The organism is Pseudomonas sp. ICMP 561, from assembly GCF_002699985.1.
Taxonomy (GTDB): domain Bacteria; phylum Pseudomonadota; class Gammaproteobacteria; order Pseudomonadales; family Pseudomonadaceae; genus Aquipseudomonas; species Aquipseudomonas quasicaspiana.
In genome coordinates, this window is record NZ_LKBT01000056.1 from 73,386 (window position 1) to 85,789 (window position 12,404).

Here is a 12,404-nt window from a genome sequence, read left to right on the forward strand (position 1 = left end):
CGTTGAATCATAAAAAACTACTGGGCTATCTGCCCGACGATCTCGTTGAGCCGATCACCCATGACGTTGCGCGGGTGACTGCATGGGAGATGCTTGGCCCTGAAAAAATCACCCATGAGGTACTGACTGCCCAAGTGCTCAAGCGGGTGTTCCTGCGTTGGGATTGTGTGTTGCAGGGCCCACGTGATGACGCCAGCCAACACTACAAAGACCTGGTGTGCCTGACGATGGCGGCCGTGCTTCATCGTCATGGTTTTTGCGATGAGGCATTGACCCAGACTGCGCTGGAGGCGGTCGACAGGCTTAATGAGCAGGGCGTGCTGAGCGATACCTTCGAACGCAACAGCGATGCCATCAAGGCGCTGCTGACTTCGCCACCAACCCCCTTGGTACGACGCCCGCCGTTCGACAAAGACGTCACGTTCTTGCGAGAGGGCGACGTCTTGTCAGTACAGATCGGCGAATGGTTTTATGCGATCTACGTCCATAGCATCCTGGGTAATCACGAAGCCCCGGTGGTCGAGATTTACGACTTCGCCTCACGCCAGCGCCCAGAGCCTGAAGACCTCCGGCACTGCAAGGCCAAAGGGCAGCGCTACAATGACGGCACTATGCGTATCGCACAGCACGCGCCTTATGGACTGCGGGATGTGCCGGACAGGGCCAGACAGTTTCAGATCATCGCCAGCGGCTTTCCCGCGCCCCGTGTTGATCATTTACAACCGTCGATTGGTTTGTTCGCCGTAAGCGACCCGTTCACCCTCTTGGAAGATATCCAGCGCGCCTTCGGTCACGATTGAAAGCTCCCCGATTGAACAGCCTCTTAGCGTTGCATCGCCTCCAGGCCAACGCCCGCGACGTAACGCACCTGCTCATCGGTATCCTGTGTTGCCCGACGTAGCGCCTCGATGGCCCGACGCGCGTCGTCGGGCAGCAAGCCACGGTTATTCAATCCACTCACCGCATGACGACGAATGGCAACGTGGGGTGAAGCCAGGCCGCGCAAGGCTTCGCTGACATCAGCAGTAGTGGTATCGATTTGGTGGTAGAACTCTTCAAATTTCTCTTCAACCGCAGCCCGAACCTCAGGACGTTGATCAAGCAGACGCTCAAGGGGCCTGTAATCCAGCACCGGTGGCTGCACGCTCCGCCAGCGGAAACCGTCAAGGTTAGCGCAAATCCCCGCGACAGCGACGTCGGGCGCTTGCTGCATAAGCCAGTCAAAATCCTGAAGGTAACCCAAGGCCTTCGCGCACCAGTTGCGGGTCGGCTGCTCAGGGGCTTCAATTGCCTGTTGGCGCAGGGCCTGGATCACGGGCTCATCAGCAATGCCGGCCAGCCCGAGAATGCGCGCCGCAGGTGTGGGTTCTTTATGCCCGTTGACCTGCTCGATTAGCGCAGCCTGTGCAGGACCGCCGTTGGCAATCAACCAGCGCTCTGCGTCTTCCCCGGAAACACCATCAAAACGATGCAAGCGGCTGACGTAAAACGCGGCCTGCTCGGCGAGCGGCAAGGCAGCGACTTCGCGCAGCTGGTTTTCAATGGCCAGTTCGACAGGGAAATTCTCCTCGAACTGCTGGCGCGTCATGCTGCGCTTGGCCAAGGCGATATAGCCACCAAAGTCATGAAAAATCACCACGAAGCCGGGCGTCACACCAGGGTGCCCACTGAAATGACGGCCCAACGCCCTGGCGGCACGGCTAACGGTGACCAGAAAGCGTCGCTCAGCCGCTTGCCATTCGCGCGGACGAAGCCAATTGGCATAGGCTTGCAGCTCATCATCAAGCTGCTTGAACGGCTCAGTCGCGCAGATTTCCCAATCCCAGCGCCAGTCCGCCGGGTTCCACTTCACCGAACTGAAGCTTTCATCGTCGTCATCAGGGAAGTCTTCGCTGAGCGCCTGCAGGCTGTTTGCCCCAAAGCTGGGCAGCGACAGAACGCCCTCTTCTTCCCGGTAGCTGGCATGAAACGCTGCGGCGTACACAGGGCTGCCACCTTCATCGAGCAGCGTTTGCAATGTCTGTCTGGCGGCGTCGAACAGCGCCTGCTCCAGAGCTTTCCAATTCATCATTCAGGTCCTTGCTGACAAAGTGAGTTCAGCCCAGCAGGTCGAGCATCCCCTCAAGGGTGCTTTCCAGACGGGCCAATTCGATGTGAGTGCCATCGCCATATTCGGCGGTACGCAGCGCACATTCAATAATCACCACAAGCCCCAGAGGTGCTCGATGGCCGGGGTACTTGCGCAACCTGAGTTCGACACGGGTCGGGCTTAGCCAAGTGCTGCGGTCTGCTGACCACAGAGCATCCTTGAAGCTAAACACCTCGTTGCCGTTTTGGGTATCGATGATTTGCGGCGGGAATAGCCAGTGCGAGTTGCCTGCCTCCCACGGGGTCGCCTGGACTTGATAGCGACTGTCGGGAGACAGGGACAGTATTTCGATGTCGCTCATGAGTGTGCTCCTGCATCTGGGCCGAGGTAACTGGGATCACGGCGTGCTCAGGGAAATGCGTCAGGCAGGCACTGAAGGACTGCAACCGACCCATTGCAGCCCTTCGCCGAGGACGACAGATGACCAATCTCCATGCGAAAGCTCAAAGACTAATTTTGTTTTTTACAGACGTTGTAAACCTGATTCTGGTCCATTGTTTCAACGCGCTGCCCATATCCTGTCATCAGAACGAGCTTGCGCTCTGTGATTCCGGTTGGCTGATAGGGCTTTCCTTGGGCATCGGTGTGAAGCCGGAAACCGGCTGCTGTCATCTCATCGATCAGCTTTTTTCGTAGGGGGACGTCAATAAGCCCTCTGTTGTTGCCGGTAGTAAGAAAAACCGGGCGATCAGCCAATAACCACACCGGTTGTGCGCTTACATCACCCTTGAAAATGTACATGCAGTCAATTGAAGCGCTGGTGAACTCTGCCTGGCGGAAATAATGGCCTTTCTCATACCCTACAAGGGTGAGTAAGCCTGGTTTGACCAGTGCCAGAGAATCTACCGTATCCAGACCTTCCTTTTGAACGCCATATTCAAAGTAGGACCATTTCAGAGGAAGCATTCCTGACGGTAAATGCTCCATGTTGAGGTCTTGCTTCATCCGGGCTAAATCTTCGGGTGATGAGTAGGGCACTGTACTGCCACAGGCAGCCATCAGCGCTGCGCAGCTTCCGGCTAGTAGCACGTTTAGGAGTTTCACTGTCACTCTCCGCGTGTCGAAAGGTATAGGTTGGCATTGGCCAACTGAATGAGCGGCCAGATGCTATCAGAACACGGCAGCTTTTATATTCAGAGCCTTCCAGTTCCCCACGTGAGGAATGTCATTAAAGACCCAATCCGTATTGGTCATAGGCCGCGGGATGCCAGACCTTTGCATCAGATCCACTGCGGCAGCAACGCTTGCCTGATAGTCGCTGATCAAAATGGCGAGTTGGTTATTCATAGGGTCTCGCTTTTATAAACAAACGGGCGGGTGCCATACGCGCCGATTTGGGTAAACATCGGATTCATCGCCTCGGCGCAGCGTCCGCGGCTGGCGATTGTTTTCACCGCCCCGAAGCAGCCTTTCATCAACGGCTGAAAGCGGCGACCCGGCTCCTGAGACAGACCGTCACGAAAGGGTTTTCGCCATCTCGGAAGTAGCCGCCCAACCCAGCCCTTCATACACCGGCTTACCGACCATGGTCGCGTGCAGTATCGCAAAACTCAACCCACGTTGAGCAAACTCCGCTTCAGCCAACTTCATCAGGGCTGAAGCCAGGCCTCGGCGTCGGTGAGAGGGCTCGACGAAAACGTTCAGCACATAGCCGCGCTGATCCACGGTCGGATGGGACGGATGAGGTGGCCAGTCGATACTCATCAGACCTATCGCCGCCACAGGCTGCTCTGCGTCCATTAGCGCAAAACCGTAGTAGCGGCCATCGAACAGGCGCTGGTGCAACCAGGGCCGGAAGTGCTCAGTCATCACCCGCAACACCGATGGATCTTTTCCCGCCTCAAGGAACATCGCTTCACGGTGCACACAAATCATCTCAAGGTCATCGGGTACCAGTCGACGAGCCTTCAAGCCTGAAAAATCGATGTTGCAGGGAATCGCTTTCATTGCGTGCACCTGAGCGGAGCGTCCGATGCTAGAGCGGTCAAGGGGAGAATGTTAGACACAGATTGAATGAAAGCGCGCCATACAGCGGCCGGTTGACCACGCCTATGGCTTGGATATCTTGATGCTCACTGAGCGCATGGCAACCACGTAGAGTCACTCATAGTTCACATCGCCCGGATGACTTATGATCTGCGTATTCCTCCGCGGACGAGGTCCTCGCCAAAAAATGTCACGACTAAGGATTGTCTGTATACCCTCCCCGGTTACCAAATTGTTCTGTCGTCGGGTGGGCCGCTCGGTCAATTCGTAGAGGGAGTGGCTTGTTGAGTGTTGCAAGAGCAAGCAATAGAACACATGTCCACACAACGACCATTGAACGTGTAAATACCTTTATAAGGGTTTTAGCAGCGGGGGCGATTTTTTCCTTTTTCTTGTCATAGAGAAGTAGCGAGGCGAGGATAACCAGGCATATCGCAGCCAGCCAAACATGTTGGTTCGTGTCATAAGAACACAGATCGTTCTCACCGCATCTGTGGGCTATGAAGCCCCCTATTAATGACAATGAAGACCAACCGAAACCAATCATCGCCATTATTATTTTCCCCGTGGCATTTCCAATGAAGCATATGACCGTACCTGCGAGGCCAAATACCCATATAAAGAAAAAAAGCCCATCGCCTAAGCCGCTCATGGGCCCGCCTGCAGCTTCCGGCTTTAAGAAAATAACCGAGCCGATGATTGTTATTGCCAATGCGGAAAACATTAATATTCCGCAAAAAAAATCCCAGCGTATTAGGGAGGCTCGAAGTCTCTTGTTCATGAAAGTTTTGCTACCTCCTGGGGAGTTATACTATAGCGCAGTGGATGCTTCAGGCTCATCGTTATTTTAAATCAGAAAAATGAGCAAACCTCAGCCTTTGCTGTGTTTTTTCGATAAGAGTTAAGGAAATCCCCAAAAGCCCCGGTTTCTGTTGAAATACCTGCCTGACATGAACACAACGGTTCCCCTCTATGACACAGATGTCCTTCATTTGCCTTATCGGACCTGTAGATAATGCCAAAGCGGCTGATAGCTGTGCGAGAGCTGCGCAGGTAATGCGGGGAACCGCCTTGGAAAGGAGCTGCTTGAGAGAAAAGCGATGAATTAACGACGGGAACGTCTGCTTACCCGAGCGGGCGTTCTTAGCCATGAAAGCATCCAAAATCAAGGCCTACATCAGTGTAGGAAAAACAGGCAATATGAAGGGAGGTTGCAAGTGATCTACGAGTGCAATATCGACATCGACTTCAATGGTGCTGTGTTATTTGTCTACCCGCGCTTGATGGACTTATTCGGAGGGGCGATAGAGGATGGGCAAAATATTCTTGAAGCCTTCACCTCCACGAATAAAGGCGATGAAATTTTAGACCTAGGTTGGGCGTGGCCTATCATGGGTATTCACGACGGTAGCTATCGCATTCGCTTTTTTATCGACGAGACATTAGAGGTTACCGATAGGAAAGTTTTATTCGAAGACAAACATTTTTACTTAAATGTCTGTGATGATTTGTACCTGGCAGATATTGCAGTGTTTTGGGAGTGGGAAACGTACACAGGATGGAAGAAAATCCCCGTGCCCATTGGCAAGTACAAAGGAAGCATTGCGGGCGTCCATACACGTGACGAGAACGGGGAAACCTTGTATGGTTTCGATATCCAGTTACACACAATAGCAGAAGCATTTAATCGAACAGTAGAACCGAGATCAGACTCTCGCCTTGTGTAAGTTAGCGAGGGTTCGAAAATGAAGAATATGCCTTTAAGACTATTGCTGGGAAACTGATGTGATGAGCGCAAATTTTTACGTACTTGAGTATGAAAGCGATGATGAGGGCTGCCCGATATTTCTGGAAGGTGTGGCAAACGCCGACTGGGAATGGACAATATACGACCCCTACCCCTATAAATTCACCATTACAAAGAACCATGAATTCAGGGTAACGGATAAAGACGTGAAGGTTCTAGACCTGGACTATTCCGGCTCCCCTACAAACCTTGTCTCACAGCAATTTCTAAATGTTTGCGACACATTAGGGGCGCAATATCGCTCCGTGCCAGTAAAGGTATTTCTGTCAAATGGCGCAGAGACAGATAAGGATTATTTCTATTTTTTGAGCGCCCAATGGGAATCACTGCTTGATGAATCCAAATCTGAATACAGCCTGGAACTAGATATGGAGAGCGGGAAACCAACGACCAACAAATTCTACCCAAAAGAAAATTGCTACAATTGGATAAGTGAATTCATAACCAAAGACAATATAGAAGCAGATATTTTCTGGTGTTCTGAGTTAATGGAGCTCGTGTGCAGTAAACGCTTTGTAGACGAGGCAGCTCGGTGCGGTTTGAAAGGCTTACGTTTCGTTCCTCTAGATGAGGAGTACCGGTACGATCCGTGGGACGAAATTCCAGGGTGACGGTTTACCTCTCTGGGTATGTGCTCTGGTAGTCGTGATTTATCCGGTGTCCCCCAGAAACAAAGGCCCCATACCATCGCGTGCTTGGCATCGAGCATCGCAGTGTCCGTCAACTCATCTTGCCGCGAGATCTCCTGACTTCGCAGGGCATCAAACCCCGCCTGACTCGCCAGCCACCACGTCAGGCCAAAGTGGAAATCAGATTCGTATGCCTCGGCGCAAACACTCACAACCGCCAACACCATCCCAAGCGTGAACAATTTCAACTTCTTCCTGAGCGTCTACTGGTCAGCAGTCGAGGAACCAATTCTTCGCGTACCCATGCGGTGCGCCTAGCTAAGTGTAAGTTGCGGTTTTCCTATGCCTCGTTACTTCGGATGAAGAGAGGTTGTGGGCTGAAATGCCTCTGACCGACGACCAGCCTTTGTCTTTGTTTCTAGACACAATTGGAATAAATTCGGCTTTTTGTCTAGATTTATAGACATTAAGAAAAATAAGGGCAGACCACTATTTTAAATAGTGGCCTGACCCCGTTTTCACGTTCATCATAGACCGAATGAACCACAAAAAAGTTGACAACCTTAAAAAAATAGAAAAATTCTATACTTTACTCAGAGAAAAACCTCACTCCAATATATTTGTAAGCGACTATAAGAAAAGTATGAGCTCTGGCACAAAGGAAGGAACTCAGAGAAATAAACGCCGACAAGCACTGATTGGATATGTTGAAAGCGTGTAATTTCACGTCTGTACGTTGACTGATGCCCGTCAACGTACAGAATTCAGCTATCAGAACCCACCACTTAAGGATTATCTAGGAAACTTTTTTAATAGCCAAGCAAGTAGTTCGAGCTGATCTGCAGAGGTCGCTCTGCGGACCTGAACTAATAATTTTCTAAGATCAGGGCGAATTAGCGTTAAATTAGACGCACCTTCGTTGCATACAGAACACAAGGCCCTCAGATTCGCTGGCTCATCATTCCCCCCAAGACTTTTATCTAATACATGCCCTAAGTGGAGCCTCGTTTTTCGAGTTAAGTCATAGGGATGTATTTCTCCAGCAACTGCACCACACATCTGGCAGGTGAACCCATCTCTGTCAAGAACATATGCTCGCGTCTCTTTAGATATAGCTCTAGAGGACGCAGGCCGAGGCGTTGGGTCCTCCAACAAATACTCTCCTGGAGCTAAATCCCTACGATCATTATGAGTCAGGATTTGGTATCCCTCCTCATTTCTGAGTTCTCGAATCCGGCGCCCCCATTCATTAATCCCACCGGCGACCAGTCTAAGCTCGTCGGATCTTAAAACTCGATTCAAGTTAGAAAGAAAATAAGTCCTCAACTTCGTTCGAGCACCAATTTTTTTTGGCTCAGTCATTTTTTCAGCCTACCTTTAAAATCCACTATTAACCCGCAAATCGGGCTCAGCTAAAAAATTTAACTTCCGCAACCTTACCTACCTAAAACTTACCAAAAAGCACTTCTCTGCGTTGCGTATGCTTTGACCGGGTTTTACAACAGATCTCACGCTGTTAAAAACGACAATCAAGTATTACAAGCTAACTTTGGTACGACCAAAACAATTTATTAGAGGTAAGATCAAACGGCACTACCCATAATCTCAACCCCTCGATATATTCAAATACAGGCAAAGCTTCTTGAAAAGCCGACCACATCGGATAAATCAGCACCAAATCCCCCTGCCCTCTAAGATATTTGTGCCCATACGCAAACAACTGATAGACATCAGATTGGCTCAGCCCATAGTTCTTGCTGTCTGGCCCAGTATCCAAGCGCTTCCATTTCGTATCCAAGACCCAGCTTTTATCACCTTGCGTGATCATCAAATCAGGCCGTAGCTGAAAGACTCTCCTGCCCTTGTGCTCGCAGAGGTATTCGGATTTGCGCTCAACGTGCAGCTTGGCATCTTTCGGTAGGGAGTCCCTTAAGCACGTGGCCACGTAGCGCTCAAACAGCTTCTCCATTGGGAACAACAAGCTCATGCCCTGCCATTCACCAGCAATCGCCAGAGGCGTTTGTTGCTGAATGATCAGTTCGCACCATGGCTTGACTGGTTGGTAATGGGCCATCAACCGGTCGTTGCGCCATTGCTTGAAGTCTTGTGTCGTATCGCGGCTGGTTGGGATCTCCAAAAAAATCGAGCGCAATTCATGGGATAGGCGCCAATTGTTTGGGTCTTGGGTGGTTTTGCAGACGATATCCAGTGCCGTTTTAAGTACGCGATTCTCGGGCCGGTCGGGGAGGAATATGTCGTGCCGGATCTGGAAATGATGTTGTCGCCCTGGTGGTTGCCGCATTTGCCGGGCGGTGTTGAGTTGGCCACGTAGGTAGCGCTGCTCTTCTTCAACGCGTTGGTAGTCGAAACGCAGGCCGCGCTTGATCAGGTGGTCAAGCGCATGGAGAAAGCTGCTCATGACCCATTCAGTTAGCGGTGCATCGAAGCTTTGCAGTGCCGTTGCACCAACCTCGCGGGTGGGTAGATTCAGAGACTTCTGGATCATTCGCCTGAGCAATGCGCGGCTTTGTTTGATGCAGTCACCTTCCTCGAAATGCTTAGGCAGGATTTCGATGCGCGTGCCGCAGGGTGTCTCCAGCGCGCCAACGTAGTTGTCGAGTTTGAGCAACTGGCGTCCTTCGATCTGGACCAATGCTGCCCCGGCTTTGCTAAACGTCGAACTTTGCTCGCACAGCCAGTCGAAGGCCGAAGTTGAAACTTGGGCCAGATCGAGGGTTGGGTTGGGAATATGACTGGTTGTTAACCGTGCATACTCTCGAACCGTCAGGGTGGTTTTCACCCTTGCTGCTCGCTCAGGGATTTAATGACTCTACGTCCGAGACGCCGAGTATTCATCTCCGTTCCATTACTGCTAAGCGTCGATAAACTGAGCGCTTTCGCTAGGTCCCGTAGCACCGGCTTCGTCGGCTTTTCGATGATGCCATTCCGCAGAACTTCAATCGTGCCAGAACCTGTCTGACGCAGAACGAGGCCCTCATAACGAACCTCTTTTGCTTCATAGCGCGTGACAATGGTGGCGGCTTTGACCGTGTGGTCAATGATTCCGAGGTAGGCATCAATGTTTTTGAACGCTGCGGGGTTTAGTTCCCAGCGTTCATTGTGCTGGCTGAGACTGACTGAATCCCCGAATAAAGCATTTAGGTCCTGACTCGGCTGAATCAGAAAACGATCCTCAACGGCTTTCCGCTGGTCATTCAGCACCCACTGAATGCGCTGCCAATCGTCAAAGAAATACTCCTGAAGTAAAGGCAGAATCTGCTGGCGAAATATGTCCTCTAAGCGTTCTAGCTTCGGATCGTCTTTGAGAGGCATAAAATAGGCATGACCGAGGCAATGATTACGGTCAAGCAGCGCAGCGATGCGTTGATTCATAACATCAAGCAGCTCATCAATCGCGACTCCTTGGACCTCCACCTCATCAAGTAAAGATGGATCAGGAGAGATTTCAGTAAAGGTGAAGCGTCGGCGAAGAGCGATGTCCAATGCAGCCAGCGAACGGTCGGCAGTGTTCATAGTGCCAATAAGGTAGACATTAGAAGGCACACTGAAACGCTCCTTTGAATAGGGCAGCGTGACTTCGAGAGCCTCTGGTGCACCAGCACGCTTTGACTGCTCGATCAGGGTGATCAGTTCGCCGAAAATACGAGAGATGTTGCCCCGATTGATTTCGTCGATTATGAGCACGCGTGAGGTGTCTGAAAGTGAATCGGACGCCTTCACTGGTGGGCCCTGCAGTACACGGTCGACGAGCCCCGGCATGAAATTGGCGTAACCGTTAACTAGGTTGGGCTCAAGGCTAGTGTTGGCTAGCTTCTTGAAGACTTGCCGATCCGCAATGTCATCAAGGGTTAAATCTCCATTTCGCACATAGTCAGCCAGCTTTCTAAGCATGCTTATGCCAATAGGAAGCTCGTTACCGTTTGGCTTTTTAAGCTCTAGCAACTCGTCAGAGCAGTAGGTAACCACATAACCGCCGATGCTTTCGCCCTTTCGAAACAGGGTGGAAACTGCGGAATTCCCCGAGCCAAAATCTGCATTAAGCAATTGGCTAAGCTTCGCTTTATCAGTCGCCGTTTCGGCCAACTCGTAAAGGGTACGCTGAGTAAATTTGACGTTGGTCAGTTGCTGGTAAGGTAGCGAAGGGCTGTAAGTACGCAGCCACTTCACCGCTCGGCATTGCGCATAATCTGCGTCGCGTTCGTCGCTCGAAAGGCAACGATAATCACCAGTCACCTCACCAATAGCTCGAAATTTCGTGTTCCCATCAGTGACGACCAGTAGGTCCCCTTTCTTCATTCGAACTACAAAGTCAGTAACAGCTTTGACGGCGTAAGCGCCAATAGGCAGGGGTTGCCCTGCTGCCTCAAAACGCTTGAACACGTCCTCCCGGCTTTTACACCCAGTGAAATCGATTCGATCTCCGTATCCCAGCAATGCGAAGTTGGACCTTATGCAGTCCTCATAAACTTTGGCGTCACTACCTTGAGTATTACCGAGTGACATTTTCCAAATTCGAGAGTGAGAAATGTCAGTAGACGGCGGCTCCTGGTGAGTGACATTTGCGGCGGATGGAGTGCTACACAGACTCTTAAATATGCCGTCTACAACTTCATATACGAGTTCGCCATCTTCATTGGTGTCTGCACGCAGGCCCTCAACGAAATCCTCGTAGCTAAAGCTCTGATGGAAGGTCACGAATTTGACGTGATCAGACGCGACTAAAGCGTCGAACCGAGCCTTTAAGACTTTTCGATCATCGGGATTGGCTTTCAAAAATTCTGGATCAAGAATATCCAGCGTCGCTTCAATGGTTGCGTAGGTCTTCCCCGTGCCAGGTGGGCCAAAGAAAATTTGATTGAGCGAAGCCATCCGGGAACATCCTTGTAGGAAGATTCCGACACCATAGCCAGATGGCCAGTATGGGTAAAGCGCTACCGCGATCAGCGCTGAAAATTTTCGGAAATGCCCTACAGCTTTGCTCCTTGCCCACCCTGTCGACGCCCCCTACCCTTGCACCGCGCCTAAGAAACGCACAAAGAGACTCACAGCAGCGGCCTGACCGCTCCCGATAAAATGCGGATTATTTGTACCTGCGGCTCACGGCTGCACGTCCTAAAATCTCTGTTATGTCGGGAGTGGACCAATACAAGACCCGCAAGGGGAATAAGTCCGGCCTTCTCTGCTGTGAGGTTTCTTAACTCCCGACACCTTCCTATAAAAAGTGCGCAGCAGAGATCCCACTAATGCAAAACCTCGATTCATCCCAGCCTCCCAGGCAACCTACCCCCGAACCTCTCATCCCCACCACCTTCCACCGCCATCACCGCCCACTACGCACGGTCCTGCTGGAATCCCAGGTCTGGTTCTGCGCCCGGGATTTCAGTCGGTTGATGAGTTGGCCGTTGAATGAGCGCACGACGCGCAAGCTGGATGAGGATCAGCGTCGTATGGTGTTGCTCGGCGCTCATTTCGGGGCTGAGGAGGAGTTGATGGTGAGTGAGTCGGGTATCTACGAGATGCTGGTGTATCACTGTCATGCGGAGAAGCGCGCGTTGCGGCGCTGGATCACGAATGAGGTGGTGCCTTGCGTGCGGGATGGCGTGCCGCGCAATGACAACGCGCCGAGTCTGAGCCTGCTGCAATGGCCTGAGTTGTCGGTGTGTCTGTTGAATTGGCGAAGTGAGCCGTGGATCAGGTTGCGGGATATGCCGAGGTTGTTGCCGCATGGGCAGTTGCCGGAGGATTCGGTGCGGAGTAAGGGGTGGTTGTCGTGGTGGAGGGCGGTTTGGAATGCTGCGTGGTTTACCTGAAG

At 51.7% G+C, this 12,404-nt stretch carries 14 protein-coding genes; 4 read left to right on the forward strand and 10 right to left on the reverse strand.

Annotated elements, in window-relative coordinates:
• The first annotated feature begins 2 nt into the window (after positions 1-2).
• Positions 3-800: a hypothetical protein gene (locus AO242_RS24125; RefSeq protein WP_099270651.1), complete on the forward strand. Its 798-nt coding sequence runs from the start codon at positions 3-5 to the stop codon at positions 798-800.
• Positions 801-823: 23 nt separating this feature from the next.
• Here AO242_RS24125 and AO242_RS24130 read toward each other — a convergent pair whose 3' ends face one another.
• From AO242_RS24130 to AO242_RS24155, 7 genes are all read right to left on the reverse strand, one after another.
• Complete coding sequence (locus tag AO242_RS24130) at positions 824-2,068, reverse strand: DUF4303 domain-containing protein (RefSeq protein WP_176560694.1); 1,245 nt, start codon at positions 2,066-2,068, stop codon at positions 824-826.
• Between the two features lie 28 nt (positions 2,069-2,096).
• Positions 2,097-2,450, reverse strand: a complete 354-nt coding sequence (locus AO242_RS24135) for a hypothetical protein (RefSeq protein ID WP_099270653.1) — start codon at positions 2,448-2,450, stop codon at positions 2,097-2,099.
• A gap of 149 nt (positions 2,451-2,599) precedes the next feature.
• Positions 2,600-3,193 carry a hypothetical protein gene (locus AO242_RS24140; protein WP_099270654.1) on the reverse strand — a complete coding sequence of 198 codons (594 nt, stop codon included), beginning with the start codon at positions 3,191-3,193 and terminating at the stop codon, positions 2,600-2,602.
• 66 nt (positions 3,194-3,259) lie between these two features.
• On the reverse strand, positions 3,260-3,436 hold the full coding sequence (locus tag AO242_RS29485) for a hypothetical protein (protein ID WP_176560695.1): 177 nt from the start codon (positions 3,434-3,436) through the stop codon (positions 3,260-3,262).
• A 168-nt stretch (positions 3,437-3,604) separates the two neighbouring features.
• Positions 3,605-4,096, reverse strand: a complete 492-nt coding sequence (locus AO242_RS24145) for a GNAT family N-acetyltransferase (protein ID WP_099270655.1) — start codon at positions 4,094-4,096, stop codon at positions 3,605-3,607.
• A gap of 235 nt (positions 4,097-4,331) precedes the next feature.
• On the reverse strand, positions 4,332-4,859 hold the full coding sequence (locus AO242_RS24150) for a hypothetical protein (protein ID WP_099270857.1): 528 nt from the start codon (positions 4,857-4,859) through the stop codon (positions 4,332-4,334).
• Positions 4,860-4,977: 118 nt separating this feature from the next.
• Positions 4,978-5,286, reverse strand: coding sequence for a hypothetical protein (locus AO242_RS24155; protein ID WP_099270656.1), 309 nt, complete (start codon positions 5,284-5,286; stop codon positions 4,978-4,980).
• A 66-nt stretch (positions 5,287-5,352) separates the two neighbouring features.
• On the opposite strand from AO242_RS24155, the gene AO242_RS24160 reads away from it, so the two are divergent.
• Together AO242_RS24160 and AO242_RS24165 are read left to right on the forward strand one after the other, a co-directional pair.
• Positions 5,353-5,862: a hypothetical protein gene (locus AO242_RS24160; RefSeq protein ID WP_099270657.1), complete on the forward strand. Its 510-nt coding sequence runs from the start codon at positions 5,353-5,355 to the stop codon at positions 5,860-5,862.
• A 61-nt stretch (positions 5,863-5,923) separates the two neighbouring features.
• Positions 5,924-6,553 carry an Imm43 family immunity protein gene (locus tag AO242_RS24165; RefSeq protein ID WP_099270658.1) on the forward strand — a complete coding sequence of 210 codons (630 nt, stop codon included), beginning with the start codon at positions 5,924-5,926 and terminating at the stop codon, positions 6,551-6,553.
• Between the two features lie 810 nt (positions 6,554-7,363).
• On the opposite strand, the gene AO242_RS30300 is transcribed toward AO242_RS24165, so the two are convergent.
• From AO242_RS30300 to AO242_RS24180, 3 genes are all read right to left on the reverse strand, one after another.
• The gene (locus AO242_RS30300) at positions 7,364-7,933 is read right to left on the reverse strand and encodes an HNH endonuclease (RefSeq protein WP_099270659.1); all 570 of its coding nucleotides are present in this window, start codon (positions 7,931-7,933) and stop codon (positions 7,364-7,366) included.
• Between the two features lie 181 nt (positions 7,934-8,114).
• Positions 8,115-9,371 (reverse strand): McrC family protein, encoded by a 1,257-nt coding sequence (locus tag AO242_RS24175; protein ID WP_099270660.1) that lies wholly within the window; start codon positions 9,369-9,371, stop codon positions 8,115-8,117.
• Positions 9,368-11,461, reverse strand: a complete 2,094-nt coding sequence (locus AO242_RS24180) for an AAA family ATPase (RefSeq protein ID WP_099270661.1) — start codon at positions 11,459-11,461, stop codon at positions 9,368-9,370. The genes AO242_RS24175 and AO242_RS24180 overlap by 4 nt, the downstream gene beginning before the upstream one ends.
• A 374-nt stretch (positions 11,462-11,835) precedes the next feature.
• Between AO242_RS24180 and AO242_RS24185 the strand changes: the two genes are divergently transcribed.
• Positions 11,836-12,402, forward strand: a complete 567-nt coding sequence (locus AO242_RS24185) for a BRO-N domain-containing protein (protein WP_099270663.1) — start codon at positions 11,836-11,838, stop codon at positions 12,400-12,402.
• Positions 12,403-12,404: the final 2 nt, after the last annotated feature.